The sequence below is a fragment of the Ruminococcus flavefaciens genome (genome assembly GCF_900116855.1).
GTDB classification, from domain to species: Bacteria; Bacillota; Clostridia; order Oscillospirales; family Ruminococcaceae; genus Ruminococcus; species Ruminococcus flavefaciens_R.
This window is the reverse complement of record NZ_UETD01000011.1, coordinates 177,288-195,606: the sequence shown is the minus strand read 5'-3', so window position 1 is coordinate 195,606 and position 18,319 is coordinate 177,288. Positions and strand designations below refer to the sequence as shown.

The window sequence follows — 18,319 nt, the reverse complement described above, 5'->3', positions numbered from 1 at the left end:
GGAGTCTCAGCCTTTGAATTGCGCTTGACACATCGGTTGACGATTGGATCGGAGATAGTTTTTATCATATCGCCGTCGAAGTCCGCACCGCCGAGACGCTCCGCAGTCAGCGAGTCCCAGTTCACCATAACAACGTCGGTGAGGTGGCTGAGATAATACTTCCTCATATTCTCAACGTCGGGATAGACTTGCAGCTGAACCTCTTCGTTTCGGGAAATATGCGGATTTCGCAAGAGCGTACATTCATTGCTGTGAGTATACGCCATTGACGGAGCATAGAAAGCGTTCTTCTCAAATTCACTTTGTATTGCACCGTTGAAGAAGTTGCGCTGACTTGTATTTCTTTTCGCTTTGGCAGGAATAAAACTTCTAAGAAAACCGAGCAGGTCTGCGGAGAGGTAGCGGTTGTCGCCTGCAACGATAAGACGTCCGAGAGCATATTGTTTCAGCACCGCCTGAGCCCGTGACTTCAATCTGTCAGCGTAAACAGGCTCGGCAATGAACTTCGGATTTTTCTCCAGAATCTTTTTGAGATAGTATTCTTTAGTACCACGTCTGTGTTTTGGGCTTGTGAAAAAGCTCAGGCGGTACTCCCTGTCGGTACAAAGCCTGTGGTATTCTCTTTCCGTTTCCTTGGTGAGCCAGTGGCGGTTATCATTCACAGGGAAGGAAAGCGGCAGATCAAGAGGTCGGAACTCGTCAGCTGTCATTGAAAGTGTGTTGAGGAACTGATAGTTCAGCTCCGTAAACTTCTGCGGACTGTCTTTGCTGACACCAGAGATGTACAGAGCGTGCTTGTATCTGCGGAATGCGTCCCAATAGTTCTCCCAGCTCATATTGTTATCGCAGAGCCAGCCGTAGCCCTTGAACATACTCTTGGTTAGGATAATGTCAACGTCAGCAACCTTGTGCTCAACTCCCCAGATGTCGGTGAGCATTGCAACTCCTGCGCTTTTGAAGAAGTCGTGAATATCTATCTGGTGCAGCATACCCTTGATGTACGGCAGACGAATCTGAAACGAGGTGTGCTCGCCGCCTAACTTTTTATTGATGACCTTGGCGAACTCCTTAGAGATAACTCCTTCGCCGTCATAGCCGAGAATATCAACACTTTCCCTGCGCTCAACACGATGATACTTTCGCACAGGTGCGTCGCTGCCGTCGTCCTCAACAGTGATAACATCTGTGTCGTGAACGGTGTGTTTTTGATTTTCCACAACTATAACTCTGTGGGGCTTGTCGATGCCGATTCCGTCAACACGGATACCGCCCGAGAGCATAAGTCCGTTGTATGCGTACAGCTTGCTGAGCTGACACTTTGTTATCTCCATGCCGAGACGTATGCGCTCAGTGACCTTCCAGAAAATGTCCTCACGGATAAATGACAGCACAGCATTTCTGCTCATGCTGGCTGAGCGCTCAAACGCAACGTACTTGTGCATACCGTTGCCGAAATCTATCTCCACTCCTCTGTTCGTAAACAATGACGCAGCCTTCTCTTGGAGCTGTGCATAGTAAGGGTGCGATGCGTCACGGTCAAACACCCGTGAGAAGTCTGCGTAAAAAATAACATCGGACAGGTCCGTCACAAGGTCAGCGTTCTCATACTTGAAGTCGTCACCGTGCAGCACGCACATTATCTGATAGAAAAGTGCATTGTCGTCCTGCTCATGAGCGGAGTGTTTCAGACAGCTCCGCAGTGCGTTTTTATCAATAACTGTTTTGTAAAACAGTCCGTCAGGCTTTGAGTAGTTGAGCATTGCTCTGACGGACAGATCATATATCCTGTACTTCATGGTCTCACCACCTGCTAAAAGTATATCACAAAACCTGCCAAAATGCAATAAGGATACTGCTCCCACATTTTCATTCCGAAACGTTCATTTTTGGCTGAAAAACATTCAAAACTGTCATAATATCAGTTTTGAGTTTAAATGTCTGTAAAGCTCTATTCTATGAGCAATGCAGCTGTTTTTATGCTTTAGTGAGAAATGGTCAGTTCTCATGAAAATCAATTTGTGTTTCGGAAAACGTTTCAGAGCGGTCAAAATCTTATGCAAAAACAGGTTGATTTGCATATAGGATACTGCTCCCACATTTTTATGAAGAAAGGATGATTTTTATTGACAAAACGAATCGAAATCGAGTTCAAAAGCAGCGTCGAGATAATGAACACGCCGATGAAAAAGAGACGCTTCATCGTTGACGAAATGATCTATCCCGGTCTCCATGTACTGTCAGGTGATCCGAAGATTGGCAAGTCGTGGATGATGATGGATATGTGTCTTGCGATTGCCAAAGGTGAAAAGTTTCTTGGACGCAAAACAGAACAAGGTCATGTGGTTTACATGGCACTTGAAGATACGTCTGATAATTTGCAGACGCGAATGTATGAGCTGACAGATGAGCCGACGGATAATCTGCAATACGTTTTGCTCGTCAACACTCTCGGCAACGGTCTTGAAGATGACCTGCGTAAGTGCAAGGAAACATTCTCAGACCTGAAGCTGATAGTCATTGATACTCTGCAAAAAGTGCGCGATACAGTTGATATGAAGTACGGCAGTGATTACAAGGACGTATCAACGCTGAAATCTATTGCTGACGAGTTAGGCATCGCAATTATTCTTGTTCATCACAACCGAAAACAGCAAGACTCCAATCCGAACAACATGATACTTGGTACGAATGGTATCCCGGGTGCATCAGACGGTTTTCTTGTTCTTCCGCGCAAGTGAGACAGCAAGAATGCTGTGCTGAATATCAGTGGTCGCGGTGCTCCGTCGCTCGACATAAATGTTATCAGGGACGGAGCAAAGTGGAAACTGCTTGACAAGCCGCCCGATGACAAGCCTGATAACTTCCCGTCAGTGATACATGATTTTATGCTGGAGCGAAAAGAGTTCCGCGGAAGTGCGTCTGAGCTGTGTGAACTGTTATGCAAAAAGTTTCCGTCAGAGGAATTCAAAAACAACTGGATGTACCGTGAACTATTGCAGCACGATGAAGAAGTTCACTCGCTCGGTATCAGCTATGGCAAAACAAAAAGTAACGGCACTCGCAGTATCTGTGTCCGTTACGAAGCTGATAGGGACAGCAGTGGCAGTAAATTACTGTACCCTGAAAGTGGTGCCCCTGCCGTCCCTGAAACGTCTTCAAACGCTGATATATCTTCGCAAACCGTTACTCCTTCTGCCAGTGATGTTAAAACAATTGCTGTCCCTGTTGGTGATAAACTTATTGAGTGGGCAGCGACCCGAATCACAGAAAAGTTAGCGGAGCAAGGTATTGAAGTCGAGCCGTTTCAGCCTTGAGGCACAAAAACGCCCGTTTTTGCCTCCGATACAGAAATCGGGTAGTTATTCCACCTACGCACACAAAAGCGGTTGTGGCGCAACGTCGAGCGAGTGTGGCGATACCGCACAGATACTATCGGCGAAGGAAAAAGTGACGGTACCCGAGAAAATCGGCTCTGGAAAAGCCGGCAAGCATAGCAGCTGGCATTCCGCCTGCCGCCTTGCTTGTCGGGCAGAAGCCCGAACCCACTTCAATTCATAGGCATACACCAACAAAAGTCAGGAGGTAGATAATATGAGAAAGAAGAATACCACAATAGCGATACGCTGCACAGAGGAAGAAAGCAGACATATCCATAAACTGGCTGAGCGGCACGGACTGAAGCTGAATGACTTCGTAATGCGGTGCGCTCTCGGCAAGAAGATCTTTGTCGCACACGGCATCGATGAGATAGTTCGGCAGCAGAAAGCTATCGGGCGAAACCTCAATCAGATAGCTACACTTGCAAACATGGACAGGCTGACCGCCGTGAATTTCCAGCCGCTCCTCGACGAGCACAGGAAGGTCACGGAGATGATTGGTCAGCTGCTTCGGGAGGTGAAATAGTGGCTACGGTCACAGCGATAAGCACGAAAGGCGGTGGCAGCGGAAAGAAAAGTCTCGACTACATCTGTCGAGATGACAAGACTGAGAATAAAAAGTTCGTGACGGCTCTCAATTGTTCGCTGCCGACGGCCTATCAGGAGTTCAAAAACACAAGGGAGATGTACAACAAGACTGACGGAGTTCATTACTATCACTTCGTACAGTCACACCCAAGCGGCTACAACATTGCTCCCGAGCTTGCTCACAAGATCGCCGTTGAGTTTGCGGAGAAAGCATTCCCGGGACACGAAGTTGTAGTGGCAACTCACACCGACGCTGACCATATACACTCGCACTTCATACTCAACGCAGTTAATGCTGAGACAGGTCTGAAGTACCACTCGAACAAGTTCTCACTGCAAGACCTGCGGCAGCTCAGCGATGAAATTTGTCAGAAGTACGGAGTGACAACTCTCAGCAAACCTGAGATTCACAAGCAGAGTGATGGTATCACTAACGGTGAGTATCGTGTTGCAATGCGAGGTGAGAGTTGGAAAATGACTCTCTCCAATACCATTGACATGGTCATGAAGAGAGCCAAAACAAAGAAGCAATTCCGCTTCTACATGAAACAGTGTGGCTACGATGTGAAATGGGAGGACAGCCGAAAGTACGTCACATACACCTGTCCCAACGGCAGGAGATGCCGTGACAACAAGCTTCACGAAGCGAAATACAGGAAGGAGAATATGGAATATGAATTCGAAATACGAAGAAGCGAAAGAAGCCTCCAAGCAGAATTTGGAGGAGGTACAGGACATACCAACTATGGTCTGCGTCCAGGAACACAACTGGCTGGCGTTGATATCACAGCTGAAACTTCTGACAGATACGATGTTCGATGTCAAGGCTCAGACAGACGAGACAATGACATATGCACAGATGAAACAGTACCTGCAAAATCAGCGGATAATCTACGATCAGCTGCTGGAACAGGGAAAGGAGATTCAGGAGCAGACGTCACAGAACGTGACGGCAGAGGTGTCGAAGCTGGATCAGACGGCGAAGGAACTCGTCTCACAGGCTGGGAAGCTGAACGAGCAGACCTTATCGCAGCTGAAATGCTCCGAAGAGCAGAGCAGAAGTCACGGCTTCAGACTGCTTCGACTGGTGGTGCTGATAGAAGTGCTGCACCTGATATCATCGGTGGCATTGCTGCTCTGGCTTCGATAATTGAGGACGAGCCTGCCGATGATACCGAGTACGCTCGGGAACACGTTGACAGCAAAGCACTTGCTGAGGAACGAGAGCGTAAGGAAGCTCACGGAATACACATGGGATAGTCCTGTGAGGTGTGCGTTGTTTCAACAGTCGGTTTTCGTCAGGAATGATGAATAGACTTCGTCCGAGTGCTGTGGTATGATTGTTGGTCGGGAGGTGACCGCGGCGATGAAGTTGCAGGATCTGTATTACGGAAATGTCATACCGTGTCAGCATGATGTGAGAAAGGATTCCGACTACGCAAAACGAAGTCTGGAGCTACTCGAGATGTGCGACACACTGGAGAAACGACTGTCGGCTGACGACAAGAAACTGCTGAACGAGATAACGAATATGCAGGGAATGCTGTCCGAAACAATGGTAGCAGAAAGCTACATACAAGGCTTCCGTGACTGCACCGAACTGATAATAGATGTGATGTTCGGCAGGAGCGAGAACCTGAAATAATAAATCAAATGGAGAGGGTACGGTAAAACACCGTACCCATTTTCGTATCAAAGGGAGCGGCTAACCACCGCTCTCTTAATAATTCAAAAGGAGAAAGTTAAAATGAACAATGCAGATCATACGAGAAACACAAGCGAAAGAATAACAGGAGGAACGAATGAGATATACAGAAATGTTCAGAAACGAGCCAGATGTTCTGACAGTTCCCGAGGCAGCAAAGCTGCTCCGCATTGGAAAGAATCAGGCTTACGAGCTCGTGAAAAATGGAAGTCTCGGAGCAATAAGGCTGGGCAAGAAGATAATTATCCCAAAGCCGGCTCTTGTTGACTTCTGCCGAAACGAGAGAAACTATTTAGTGCTTCTGCCGAAATGAGGTGAAAGGTATGGATTTTTCGGGAGAAGTGTGGTATTGTTGTCGTGACGAAAGTCACGATAAGGAACGATTTGGAAATTGAAAGGAGGATGCCAATGAAAATAACCACAGGACATTTAGCTGAGAAGAACGGCAAATGGTATGCCGTTATAAACTTATACGATGCCGACGGTAAACGTCACGAAAAGTGGCGCTCCCTCGGACTGGACGCAAAGAAAGGCACCAAGACCGAAGCCAACCACCGTCTGAACGAGGTGCTTGAGCAGTACAATCTTGGTGACCAGTACCTGCACGAAGGAATGTCGAGAGCCGACAAGGAGCGCAACCGCATAGCTGATATGCGTGTTGAGGACTACCTTGCGGAGTGGCTGGAGTCCTACAAGGGCAACATCACTAAGTCCACATACACAAGCTACAAGCGGTACATGGACGTACACATGATACCCTTTTTCAAGAAGATGAAGATAAAGGTCAAGGAGATCACAGGCGATGAGATAAACGAGTACTACGCTTACCTCAGAGCCAAAGGTCTGAAAGGCACAAGCTGTCAGCGGCACCATTCGCTCCTGCACCTTGCATTCAAGTCTGCTATGAAAAGACGTATCATTCCGACAAATCCCGTCGATCAGGCTGACCGTCCGAAGTCGGTGCAGTTCATCGGAAACTACTATAACGCTGAGGAGATAAAGCAGCTAATCGACTGCACAAAGGACGATCCGCTGCACATCGTCATCATTATAGCTGCCTATTACGGACTTCGCCGCAGCGAGGTCATCGGGCTGAAATGGTCGGCGGTGGACTTCGTAGGCAAGACCATAAGCATCAAGCACAAGGTGTTGCAGGACGAGGACGGAGTTGCAGGCTACGATGTGATGAAAACAAAGTCGTCGTACAGAACGCTTCCGCTGATACCCGTAGTCGAGCAGGCACTCATCGCCGAGCGTGAGCATCAGGCTGAGATGAAGAAAGCGTTCGGCAGAGGATACTGCAAGAAGTACGAGGACTATATCTGCGTGGACGCTGTGGGAGAGCTGATACGTCCCAACTATGTGTCGGACCATTTCCCCATAGTGCTCCGCAAGAACGGTCTGCGTAAGATACGATTCCATGATCTGCGGCACAGTTGTGCCAGCTTGCTCCTTGCAAACGGAGTGCAGATGAAGCTGATTCAGGAGTGGCTCGGTCACAGCGACATAGGTACAACGAGCAACGTGTACAGCCATGTGGACAGCGAAAGCAAGAAGCTGAGTGCGGAGGCGATAGCTAAAGCATTAGAATAATATCATCAAATCCGGATAACATTATCTGCAATCAATTTTTGCAACATTTCATCATCTGTTTGAATTTCCTTTGTGATATATCGCAGATAAACTAACAAACATTCTAAATTATTTCTGTCAAAGCAAAGAGATAAGTAATTAGCTGTTAAGCCTTCGTCCCAAAAATGTATTTGAAGATCAATATCTACTTTAGGATTTATAATAAATGTCAAATCAGGCTCGACAAATCCCAATTCCTCCTGAAGCTGTATTTTATCTTCGAGAAAATCGGATATCTTATCTCGGATTTCCTCAACTTCGTATGATAATAAAACCTCGGATGATATTTGATAGTTAAGCCAGCTTCCAGAGCGTAAGGATAATTCAACAATACACCACTGATCATAAAGTTTATAAAGGTTTTCAGAATTACTCTTCTCATACTTTGTGATACGAAATCGAAATTCAATTCCGTCTAAATCTAAATTAAGCTGCATAAAAACACCACCTAATAAAAAAGTTCCGCATCTCGAAAGGGCGGAACTACGCGGAATACTCCGCATTTGGCTTGGCGCAGTGGGTGGGATTCGAACCCACGTCCCTCAAGGGGCATCATGATTTCGAGTCATGTCCGTTATGACCACTTCGATACCACTGCGTATTTAATTTAACTATAAAACTGCGAGAAAACTGCGAGAAAGCCAATTGCAAACGCAATCACAAACACCGCCGAAACCACGCAGAACAGGGATAAATCAAAGTGCGGCAAACTCAGAAACGACTATGTTTCGAATCATGTCCGTTATGACCACTTCGATACCACTGCATAAAATCACTATAATATTATATCACACAGGAGCGGTAAAATCAAGAGCTCTGCAAAAAATAAATATTATAACAAACAGCAGATGATCCTCCGAGCCGAAACATCGCAAGATCATCTGCTTTATCATCAGAGCTGGTCTGCCAGTTCAAGAACCAGTCTTTCAGTCTTTTCCCAGCCGAGGCAGGGGTCGGTGATGGACTTTCCGTAGACGTTCTCCCCTATTTTCTGGGAGCCGTCAACGATATAGCTCTCTATCATGAGACCCTTTACCAGCTTCTTTATATCCGTGCTGTGACGCATACTGTGAAGTATTTCCTTGGATATCCTGATCTGCTCCTCAAACTGTTTGCCGGAGTTGGAGTGGTTGGTGTCAACGATGAGTGCAGGATTTTTCAGGTCCTTTTCCGCATATATCCTTGCAAGGCTGATAAGATCCTCAAAGTGATAATTCGGGAAGGACTGTCCCCTGTCGTTGACATATCCGCGGAGTATAGCGTGAGCGTAGGGGTTGCCGTCGCTTCTCACCTCGCAGCCTCTGTAGATGAAGGCGTGGTGGTGCTGGGCAGCGGTAATGGAGTTCATCATTACCGAGATATCGCCGCCGGTGGGGTTCTTCATACCCACGGGTATATCGACACCGCTGGACACCAGACGGTGCTGCTGGTTCTCAACGGAACGTGCTCCGATGGCGATATATGACAGCAGGTCGTCGAGGTAGCTGTAATTCTCGGGATAGAGCATCTCGTCCGCACAGCTGAAGCCTGTTTCCGCAAGGGCTCTCATGTGAAGGTGTCTTACTGCGATGATACCGCTTTTCAGATCGGGCATAGCAGTGGGATCAGGCTGATGGAGCATTCCCTTATAGCCGTCACCTGTGGTTCTGGGCTTACCCGTGTATATACGAGGTATCATCATGATCTTGTCGCTGACCTTTTCCTGAAGTCCGCGGAGACGTGTTATATAGTCGAGGACGCTGTCCTCGTTGTCAGCAGAGCAGGGACCGATCACCAGCAGGAATTTATCGGACTCTCCGCTGAATATTTTCTTTATTTCCCTGTCACGTTCAGCCTTGATGTCGATGAGCTCCTGAGAGAGCGGATGAGCAGCCTTCAGCTCCGAGGGGTGAGGCAGCTCGCGGATGATATTAAGTGCCATAAGTATTTTCCTTTCCAGATCATTTGAGCCAGTCTGTACCGAACCTCATTGCCAGCTGGTCACAGACCACGAGTGCAGTAATGCTGTCAACTACAACTCTTGCACGGTGCACGATAGCAGGGTCGTGGCGCCCCTTTATCTGAAGCGTGGTATTTTCCATGGTGTTTATATCGATTGTCTGCTGTTCCTTGTAAATTGAAGGTGTGGGCTTCACGGCAACTCTGAACACAACGGGAAGTCCCGTGGTTATGCCGCCCAGTATACCGCCGTTATTGTTGGTCTCCGATACGGGAGCGCCGTTCACGGAGCTGAAGCAGTCGTTGCACTGACTGCCCAGCATATCGGCTGCGGCAAAGCCTGCGCCGAACTCCACTCCCTTGACGGCAGGGATGCCGAAAAGCGCATGGGCGAGAAGGCTTTCCACGGTGTCGAACCACGGCTCGCCGACGCCTGCGGGGAGACCGATAACAGCTGTCTCAAGTCTGCCGCCTACGCTGTCTCCGTCATTTTTAGCAGCGGTTATGGCAGCCTGCATTTCCTCAGCCTTTTCACTGTCGAGGACTGCGAACTCCATATCACCCAGCTTTGCGATATCGCTTTCCATATCGCCGAAGGGGCGGTCAAAGACTCCGCCGCAGGACAGTATGTGAGTGCCGATGACAATGCCCTTACTGCGGAGAGCGCTGATGGCAACTGCACCGGCTGCCACCACTCCTGCGGTTATCCTGCCCGAGAAGTGTCCGCCGCCGCGGAAGTCCTGAAATCCGTGATACTTCATCTGAGCCGAAAAGTCCGCATGACCCGGACGGGCTTTATAGGCAAGCTCGCCGTAATCCTTGCTTCTTGTGTCCTGATTTTCTATTATGAAAGTTATGGGTGTACCTGTTGTCTTACCGTTGAATACTCCGCTTACTATCCTTACCTTGTCTGCCTCGCGGCGTGCGGTGGACAGCGCACTGACTGACTGGCGGAGCTTCATCTGATGTGCGATAAATTCGTCATCTACAGCAATTCCGGGTGCTATGCCGTCGAGAACGGCACCGATAGCCTCACCGTGGCTCTCGCCGAAGACGGTGACGGAAACGCTGGAACCGAAGGTGTTTTTCATATATACATCTCCTCTGGTCTGTATAAGGTCCCGAACAGCGTGAAAACGCCCGCGGAACACCTTTAAATTATACCACTTCGGTAAAAATATGTCAACACGGCAATTTAACGATTTGCAGGTTCAAAGTGGTAAAGTATATAGTGATTTTGTATAGACCCGTGCAGCTCTTTTTGTACAGTTCCACGTCATTGACTTTAACGATATATCGTGGTATAATCAAGAAAAAACGACGAGGTGAGCTTATGGACATAATGAGATTTTACAATGGCGGGGAATTTGCGGCATACGAGTATATGGGAGCTCACCTCACAGACAGCGGAACTGTTTTCAGGGTATACGCTCCCAACGCCTCAAAAGTCTCTGTTATCGGGGATTTCAGCAAGTGGGAGGAGCTCCCCATGAAGGCTGTGGATGACGGAAGGTTCTATGAGCTCGTGGTCCCCGAGGCTGAGGAGGGACAGCGCTACAAATACCGTATCTACGATGCAAAGGGCGATTTCATCGACCACTGCGACCCCTACGGCTTCGGCATGGAACTCCGCCCCGGCACCTGCTCTGTCATACGGAGCATAGAGGGCTATCGATTCGTCGATGAGGACTGGCTCGTTCAGCGCTCGGACTGCCGTGACAGGGCTCTTAACATCTATGAGGTACATCTGGGTTCATGGAAACGCCGCTCCGACGAGGACGAGGAGGGCTGGTTCAGCTACACGGAAATAGCCGATGAGCTCATCGACTACGTCTGCGAGCTGGGATACAATTACATAGAGCTCATGCCCCTCAGTGAGCACCCATGCGACGAATCATGGGGCTATCAGAGCACAGGCTTCTTTGCTCCCACCTCGCGGTACGGCACTCCCCTTCAGTTAATGGAGCTTGTGGACAGGTGCCACCGCCGCGGCATAGGTGTCATCATCGACTTTGTCCCCGTACACTTTGCCGTTGACCACTACGCCCTTACGGAGTTTGACGGCACAAAGCTCTACGAATACCCTGCGGACGACATCGGCTATAACGAATGGGGAAGCCGCAACTTCGACCACTCAAAGGGCGAGGTGCGTTCATTTATACAGTCCGCGGCGGACTACTGGCTCAGCGTCTACCACTTTGACGGGCTCCGCATGGACGCTGTCCGCAATATGATATACTGGAACGGCGACGAGCGCCGCGGCGAGAACAGAACTGCCATACAGTTCCTGAAAGACATGAACAGCGGTCTCAAAGCCCGTCACCCATCCGCGATTATTTCCGCCGAGGATTCCTCTGCCTATCCCAAGGTAACAGCTCCCGTATTTGACGGCGGACTGGGCTTTGACTACAAATGGGACTTGGGCTGGATGCACGACACTCTTGAGTATTTCCGGAGCGCACCCATGTACCGATCCCGTGACTATCACAAGCTGACCTTCTCCATGCTGTATTTTTACAACGAGAAGTACATACTGCCCCTGTCCCACGATGAGGTAGTCCACGGCAAGGCGACTGTGGCGCAGAAGATGAACGGACAGTATCCCGAGAAGTTCCCGCAGGCAAGAGCACTGTATATGTACATGACGGTACATCCCGGAAAGAAGCTGAACTTCATGGGAAGCGAATTTGCACAGCTCCGCGAATGGGACGAAAAGCGCCAGCAGGACTGGGATATGCTGAAATATCCCCTCCACGACTCATTCAGAGAGTACATAAGGGCACTCAACAAGATATACCTCGAGCATAAGGCGCTCCACTACGACTATGACCCCACCAACTTCATGTGGGAGGACTGCAATTCCGTGGAGCGGTGTGTATACGCAATACGCAGAAAGGCGGCAGAGGGCGATATACTGGCAGTTCTGAACTTCTCCGACTGGTACCAGTTCGGCTATTCCGTCACCATCGGAAAGGACTATGAAGCGGAGCTGCTCCTTGACTCCGACAATCAGCTGTACAGTGGCACCACTCCCGACGGCAAGGCGGAGTTCACCCTTGCAGACGGCAGGCTGAACATGGATATACCGCCCTTCAGCGGCAGACTTTTCCTGCTGACGAGAAAATAAAAAAGGAGGCGCTGCCTCCTCATACTGTATAGGAAAAAAGCTGTACCCCGCGGTACAGCTTTTTCTGATTTGTCCCTTACAACAAATTTCTTTATTATGTGGGAGTGCAGTTCCCTCATAAAACAGGTCAATACGGAAAACGCTGCCTTATACGTTTTCCCCCAATTCCCTCCTACCTAAAATTATATTATCGGCAATTATGTATTGCAAGCTGAATATTGCTGAATGTCATATATCACTGTTCAAAAAGTGCGGTTTTTTGCTCAAAAATTGTCATCAATGTACCATAAAACAGCGGCACGACCTCACGAAGATGCTATTTTTACAGTACAGAAGACCTGTTCTGCGGTTTTCGACAGATTTTCCGCAGCTGTTCTGCTGTCCATAGCCTCCGCAAGAGTGCAGGGACGGGTCTGTATAGAGAAGCAGGCATCTATGCCCTTTTCGCGGAGAAGCTCCGCTCCCCTGCCCACGGCTCCGCCAAAGGCAAGTACGGGCTTGCCGTACTTTTTTGCCAGCGCAGCCAATACCGCAGGAGCCTTTCCCATGGCGGTCTGCCCGTCGAGGCAGCCCTCTCCCGTGACCACTATGTCTGCCTGCTGCACAGCCTGCTCCATGGCGACGGCTTCCATGACCAGCTCCGCACCCGAGCGCAGTTCTGCGCCAAGGGCAAACATCAGCGCAAAGCCCATGCCCCCTGCCGCACCTGCTCCCTCGCAGTTCGGGTCAGCCTGTGGAAAAGTTCGTTTCATTGTCTCTGCATAGTGTCCAAGCCAGCCGTCCATGAGGGGAATGTCCTCCTCGGCAGCCCCCTTTTGCGGAGCAAATACCCTGCTGCATCCCTTTTCGCCGCAGAGGGGATTTTTCACATCGCAGGCAACTCTGAAACGGCAGTCCCTGAGCTCATGCAGGGCACCGTCCGCAGTTATCTCCGCAAGGTCGGCAAGTCCCCTTGCACCGCGGCTTATAGGAGCGCCATTGCCGTCAAAAAGCCCGAAGCCCAGCGCCTGAAGGCAGCCAGCTCCCCCGTCGTTGGTGGCACTGCCGCCTATGCCGATGATAAAGTCACGGCAGCCCTTACGGACAGCGTCCGCTATCATCTCTCCAACGCCGCAGGTGGAGGCTGACATGATATCACGCTCCTCCTCGCCGAGGAGGGTAAGTCCTGCCGCCGCAGCCATCTCCATGACCGCAGTACCGTCTGGCATGATACCGTATTCCGCAGTTATCTCCCTGCCGAGAGGGTCATGGACCGTGACGGACTGAGTCCGTCCGCCCATGCCCGTGATAAGCGCCTCCGCAGTACCCTCGCCGCCGTCGGCAAGGGGCTTCACTGTTACATCGGCATTAGGCATTGCGCGAAGTATGCCGCGCTCCGCAGCCCGTCCTGCCTCAAGGGAGGTAAGACTGCCCTTGAATGAATCTATCGCTATAAGAACTTTCATATGTCCTCCGTCAGTTTCTTTATCATTATGAACTCCTCGGTATTCTCGCTCACAGTCTCAAAGCCGAGAGAGCGGTACAGCTTCACGGCGTAGTTCGCCTTCTGCACCGCCAGTGATACCTGCTTACAGCCGCGGCTGCGGAGCTCATTCAGTATTGCCCTCATAAGCTGGTTCCCAATTCCCTGTCCGCGGAACTCACTGTACAAGGAAATGGCAAGAGACGGAGTTTGGTCATCCACATGACCGTAGTCCGCCATTATCCTGCACCAGACCGCCCCCACTATGCGTCCGCCGCAGACGGCTCCGAAAGCTATATCGTGGGGCGAGGAGCCGAAGTCCTCGATGTAGAGCCTGAGCTCGGGCTTTTCCATGATGTCACGGGGAGGAGGTTCCACGCCCTCGGGGATAAAGATGGCTTCATAGAGGAAGTCCCCGAGAACGCCGAACTCCTCCTCTTTCAGTTGTCTGATAACAGCTTCCATTTCCGCACCTCCTGATACATATATTATATCTGCCCGAGCGGCGACTGTCAACCGAAGCAGGGCTGAATAAAAAACACCTCCGCCCGAGACAGGCAGAGGTGTCTGACAATACTTTTACTGCTTTTCCGAATTGATGAACATATCGTATATCCTGCGGATAGCCTCGGGGAGGTCGTTCTCGCTGACACCGATGATAACGTTCAGCTCGCTGGAGCCCTGATCGATAAGCTTTACATTTATGCGTGCATGAGCCATTGAAGCGAAGATACGGGCAACAGTACCCCTCGTGTTCTTCATTCTGCGTCCAACGACTGCAAGTATAGCGATGCCGTCCTCAATGTCGATGTGGTCGGGTGAAACTGCCTTGCGGAGCTCCGCAACTACCTTGTCACGAACGGGATCAAGCTTTTCTGTGCTGAGAGTGATGCTCATGGTGTCGATACCCGAGGGCATATGCTCAAAGGAAAGACCGTTGTCGTAGAGCACCTTCAGTACCTTCATACCGAAGCCTGTCTCGTTGTTCATCATAGCCTTTTCGATATTGATAGTGCTGAAGCCCTTCTTGCCTGCGATACCTGTGATGGTGTGGCTGAGGCTCTCTCTGCTGAAATCGTAGTCATTGCCCACGATCATAGTACCTGCATCCTCGGGAGCATTGGTATTCCTGATATTGATGGGGATACCTGCGGAACGAACAGGGAAGATAGCGTCCTCGTGAAGAACGGAAGCGCCCATGTAAGCCAGCTCGCGGAGCTCGCGATAAGTAATTACCTCGATAACATCGGGGTTGTCAACTATTCTGGGGTCGGCAACAAGAAATCCCGAAACATCTGTCCAGTTCTCATATATCTCAGCCTTTACAGCATTTGCGATAATGGAGCCCGTAACATCGGAACCGCCTCTTGAGAAGGTCTTGATGTAGCCCTCTGTGGTCCTTCCGTAGAAGCCGGGGATAACAGCGTTGTCCAGACCCTTGAGTCTCTCGCGTACAGCCTTTACGGTTTCGTCAAGGAGCAGAACGCCGTTTGTATCGAAAATAATAACGTCAGCTGCATCAACGAAATTGAATCCAAGGTAGTTTGCAAGCACCTTACCGTTGAGGAACTCACCGCGGCTTGCGGCAAAATCCTTTGCGGGACGTGCTTTCAGCTCCTTAACGATGGAGTCAAACTCCTCGTCGAGGGACATATCTATGCCCAGCTCAGAAATAATACCGTTATAGCGGTCCTTTATCATCTGGAAATCCTTGGAGAAATCCACACCGCTGCCTGCCAGCTCGCAGCACTTGTAGAGCATATCCGTAACCTTGATATCGTCGGAGAAGCGCTTTCCGGGAGCTGAGGGCACAACATATCTGCGCTTGTCATCGCTCTTGATAATAGCGGCTACCTTTCTGAACTGATTGGCGTCAGCAAGTGAGCTTCCGCCGAATTTAACGACTTTATTACTCATATATATATCATCCTTTTAACATTGATAATTTTATAGCAATATCTATTATATGCCTTTTTGCCGTTAAAATCAATTGACAGAAAGTCAAAAATCGGGACTTCGCAAACTGTATTTTTGGTGAATACGCTTGTACGCCGCTGACGGACAGTTTTTAAGGAGTCATTCAGCTGCCCTTACAGCCTGTGCAAAGGCTTTCATTTTAGCAATATCCTTGAATCCGTCGGTCTCAAGGCAGGAGCTTGCGTCAACTCCGAACGGGCGGAGCTGCCTTATTGCCTGAGCAGCATTTTCCGCAGTTATCCCCCCTGCAAGCAGATAGGGACGCTTTATGCTGCCGATGAGAGACCAGTCAAAGGTCTGCCCCGAGCCCTTTCCCGAGTCCAGCAGCACCATGTCCGCGCAGGAGCGCTCTGCGGCGGCAATGTCCTCTGCGGCGCCCACCTGAAACGCCTTTATTACGGGAATACCGCGGCTTTTAAGCTCCGAGATGAAGTCCTCGCTCTCGCTGCCGTGGAGCTGCACCATTTTCACGGCTCCCATTTTCACGGCTGCAATGACGTTTTCCATGGTCTCGTCAACGAAAACTCCCACGGGAACTATATCTCCGTCCAGCAGCTTCGTAAGCTCTGCCGCCTTTGCAGTTGCTATGTACCGTTTACTCTTTTCCGCAAAAACATAGCCGATATAGTCGGGCTTTACCCTGTTCGCGAACTCAATATCCTCGGGACGTCGGAGTCCGCACATTTTTATCTTAGTCATACTGCCCTTTCAGCTCTCTGAGCTTTGCCTTTTTATCCGCGGCTCTCATAAGTGTCTCGCCGATGAGCACAGCGTTCACCCCTGCCTCGCGGAGAAGCTGTATATCCTCAGCCGTGCGGACACCGCTCTCGGAGACGAAGCTCACATCTGAGGGAGCAAGCTCCCTCAGACGGCGGCTGTTGCCTGTGTCTACCGAGAAATCTTTGAGATTACGGTTATTTACGCCTATGACACGAGCTCCACAGGCAACAGCCGTGCGAAGCTCCGCTTCGTCGTGAGCTTCGACGAGAGCAGACAGTCCAAGTTCGTCGCACACTGCGATATATTCCTTTATCTGCTGCGCCGAAAGAATGGAGCAGATGAGCAGCACTGCCTTTGCGCCGAGGAGCTTTGCCTCGTATATCATATATTCGTCCACGGTAAAGTCCTTGCGTATACAGGGTATATTCACATTTGCGGCTATCTCGCGGAGATAATCGTCGCTGCCGAGGAACCACTCAGGCTCCGTCAGCACAGATATGCAGTCCGCACCTGCGGCTTCGTACTCTCTTGCGATAGTGAGGTACGGGAAGTCCTCGGCGATAACGCCCTTTGAGGGGGAAGCCTTCTTGCACTCGCATATAAAGGCGATATCGTCCTTTTTCAGTGCCCTTTCAAACTCAAACTCCCCCTTGGGAAGCTCCAGTGCAAGACGCCTTGCATCTTCGGGAGACTGCCTTTTCTTGGCAGTCTCCACACGTTCTGCCGCATGAGCGGCAAGCTTATCGAGAATAGTCATAGCTCACCTCAGTTGTTGGACTCTGCAATAAATCTGTCCATAGCAGCCAGAGCGGCACCGCTGTCGATGAGCTCCGCAGCCTTTTTGATACCTGCATCCATGGACTCAGCCTTGCCGCCGATATAGATAGCAGCACCCGAATTGAGCAGAACAGCATTTCTCTTGTGTCCCTTGATATCGCCTGCAAGGATACCGCGTGTTATAGCCGCATTGTCCTCGGGAGTACCGCCTCTCAGGTCGTCCTTTGTGCAGCGCTCGAAGCCGAACTGCTCGGGAGTTATCTCGTAATTCTTCAGCCAGCCGTCTCTGTACTCACATACAGCCGTAGGAGCGCTGAGTGATATCTCGTCCAGCTTATCCTTGCCATAGACTACCATGCCGTTCTTTGAGCCCAGCTTCATCAGTACCTCTGCAACAGGTCCCAGGAGAACGCTGTCATATACGCCGAGGAGGTGGTGACTGGGGCAGGCAGGATTGGTCAGGGGTCCGAGGATATTGAACACCGTGCGGAAGCCCAGCTCCTTGCGGATAGGTCCGACGTACTTCATGGAGGTGTGGTACTTCTGCGCGAAGAAGAAGCAGAAGCCCGAGTCCTCAAGAAGCTGTCTGCACTTGTCGGGATCAAGACTTATATTTGCGCCGAGAGCCTCAAGGCAGTCCGCAGTGCCCGACAGTGACGAAGCGGCACGGTTGCCGTGCTTTGACACCTTTATACCCGAAGCCGCCGTTACGAATGCAGATGTGGTGGAGATATTGAAGCTCTGGGCGTTGTCGCCGCCTGTGCCGACTATTTCGAGAAGGTCCATGTCATTCTCGAACTTGATAGCTGCATCACGCATAGCGGCAGCACAGCCCGTTATCTCGTCGATAGTCTCTGCCTTGGTGCTTTTTGTGGAAAGCGCAGACAGGAAGGCAGCATTCTGTGTGGGAGTGGTCTCCCCTGCCATGATTTCTGATATTACCTTGTATGCCTCATCGAATGTCAGATCCTGCTTGTCAACGATCTTAGCTATTGCTTCCTTGATCATAGTTAAAA

At 50.2% G+C, this 18,319-nt stretch carries 18 protein-coding genes and 1 tRNA gene; 8 read left to right on the top strand and 11 right to left on the bottom strand.

The annotated features are described in order from the left end of the window. Positions 1-1,796, bottom strand: a 1,796-nt coding sequence (locus DSZ37_RS12945) for an RNA dependent RNA polymerase (RefSeq protein WP_431768057.1), incomplete at its 3' end; no start/stop codon positions are given. Positions 1,797-2,123: 327 nt separating this feature from the next. Between DSZ37_RS12945 and DSZ37_RS12940 the strand changes: the two genes are divergently transcribed. The 7 genes from DSZ37_RS12940 (at position 2,124) to DSZ37_RS12910 (ending at position 7,263) form a co-directional block, all read left to right on the top strand. Next, positions 2,124-2,738 (top strand): AAA family ATPase, encoded by a 615-nt coding sequence (locus tag DSZ37_RS12940; protein WP_109727311.1) that lies wholly within the window; start codon positions 2,124-2,126, stop codon positions 2,736-2,738. A 15-nt stretch (positions 2,739-2,753) separates the two neighbouring features. After that, entirely contained in the window at positions 2,754-3,314 is a 561-nt protein-coding gene (locus DSZ37_RS12935; protein ID WP_109727310.1) for a hypothetical protein, read from the top strand. Between the two features lie 277 nt (positions 3,315-3,591). Next, a complete protein-coding gene (locus DSZ37_RS12930) occupies positions 3,592-3,903 on the top strand; it encodes a plasmid mobilization protein (RefSeq protein ID WP_109727309.1) in 312 nt (103 codons plus the stop codon). Beyond that, positions 3,903-5,225 (top strand): relaxase/mobilization nuclease domain-containing protein, encoded by a 1,323-nt coding sequence (locus tag DSZ37_RS12925; protein ID WP_242978627.1) that lies wholly within the window; start codon positions 3,903-3,905, stop codon positions 5,223-5,225. The genes DSZ37_RS12930 and DSZ37_RS12925 overlap by 1 nt, the downstream gene beginning before the upstream one ends. Positions 5,226-5,331: 106 nt before the next feature. Further along, the gene (locus DSZ37_RS12920; protein ID WP_109727307.1) at positions 5,332-5,610 is read left to right on the top strand and encodes a DUF6809 family protein; all 279 of its coding nucleotides are present in this window, start codon (positions 5,332-5,334) and stop codon (positions 5,608-5,610) included. Between the two features lie 157 nt (positions 5,611-5,767). Further along, positions 5,768-5,983 carry a helix-turn-helix domain-containing protein gene (locus DSZ37_RS12915; protein WP_074739947.1) on the top strand — a complete coding sequence of 72 codons (216 nt, stop codon included), beginning with the start codon at positions 5,768-5,770 and terminating at the stop codon, positions 5,981-5,983. A 95-nt stretch (positions 5,984-6,078) separates the two neighbouring features. Then, positions 6,079-7,263 carry a tyrosine-type recombinase/integrase gene (locus DSZ37_RS12910; RefSeq protein WP_181380315.1) on the top strand — a complete coding sequence of 395 codons (1,185 nt, stop codon included), beginning with the start codon at positions 6,079-6,081 and terminating at the stop codon, positions 7,261-7,263. A 5-nt stretch (positions 7,264-7,268) separates the two neighbouring features. Here DSZ37_RS12910 and DSZ37_RS12905 read toward each other — a convergent pair whose 3' ends face one another. The 4 genes from DSZ37_RS12905 to aroC form a co-directional block, all read right to left on the bottom strand. Beyond that, positions 7,269-7,739: a WapI family immunity protein gene (locus DSZ37_RS12905; protein ID WP_109727305.1), complete on the bottom strand. Its 471-nt coding sequence runs from the start codon at positions 7,737-7,739 to the stop codon at positions 7,269-7,271. Between the two features lie 72 nt (positions 7,740-7,811). Continuing rightward, a tRNA-Ser gene (locus tag DSZ37_RS12900) sits at positions 7,812-7,900 on the bottom strand. A gap of 294 nt (positions 7,901-8,194) precedes the next feature. Continuing rightward, a complete protein-coding gene (locus DSZ37_RS12895) occupies positions 8,195-9,223 on the bottom strand; it encodes a 3-deoxy-7-phosphoheptulonate synthase (protein WP_109727304.1) in 1,029 nt (342 codons plus the stop codon). 19 nt (positions 9,224-9,242) lie between these two features. Beyond that, complete coding sequence (aroC, locus tag DSZ37_RS12890; protein WP_109727303.1) at positions 9,243-10,331, bottom strand: chorismate synthase; 1,089 nt, start codon at positions 10,329-10,331, stop codon at positions 9,243-9,245. Positions 10,332-10,573: 242 nt separating this feature from the next. Here aroC and glgB point away from each other — a divergent pair, with 242 nt between their 5' ends. Next, entirely contained in the window at positions 10,574-12,367 is a 1,794-nt protein-coding gene (gene glgB / locus DSZ37_RS12885) for a 1,4-alpha-glucan branching protein GlgB (protein ID WP_109727302.1), read from the top strand. A 305-nt stretch (positions 12,368-12,672) separates the two neighbouring features. Here glgB and DSZ37_RS12880 read toward each other — a convergent pair whose 3' ends face one another. From DSZ37_RS12880 to trpD, 6 genes are all read right to left on the bottom strand, one after another. After that, positions 12,673-13,812, bottom strand: coding sequence for a glycerate kinase family protein (locus DSZ37_RS12880; protein WP_109727301.1), 1,140 nt, complete (start codon positions 13,810-13,812; stop codon positions 12,673-12,675). Next, a complete protein-coding gene (locus tag DSZ37_RS12875; protein ID WP_109727300.1) occupies positions 13,809-14,294 on the bottom strand; it encodes a GNAT family N-acetyltransferase in 486 nt (161 codons plus the stop codon). Before DSZ37_RS12875 ends, DSZ37_RS12880 begins: the two co-directional genes overlap by 4 nt. Before the next feature lie 114 nt (positions 14,295-14,408). Next, the gene (locus tag DSZ37_RS12870; RefSeq protein WP_109727299.1) at positions 14,409-15,746 is read right to left on the bottom strand and encodes an aspartate kinase; all 1,338 of its coding nucleotides are present in this window, start codon (positions 15,744-15,746) and stop codon (positions 14,409-14,411) included. 159 nt (positions 15,747-15,905) lie between these two features. Beyond that, complete coding sequence (locus DSZ37_RS12865; protein WP_109727298.1) at positions 15,906-16,505, bottom strand: phosphoribosylanthranilate isomerase; 600 nt, start codon at positions 16,503-16,505, stop codon at positions 15,906-15,908. Next, entirely contained in the window at positions 16,498-17,283 is a 786-nt protein-coding gene (gene trpC / locus DSZ37_RS12860) for an indole-3-glycerol phosphate synthase TrpC (protein WP_109727297.1), read from the bottom strand. The genes DSZ37_RS12865 and trpC overlap by 8 nt, the downstream gene beginning before the upstream one ends. An 8-nt stretch (positions 17,284-17,291) precedes the next feature. Continuing rightward, positions 17,292-18,311: an anthranilate phosphoribosyltransferase gene (gene trpD / locus DSZ37_RS12855; RefSeq protein WP_109727296.1), complete on the bottom strand. Its 1,020-nt coding sequence runs from the start codon at positions 18,309-18,311 to the stop codon at positions 17,292-17,294. Positions 18,312-18,319: the final 8 nt, after the last annotated feature.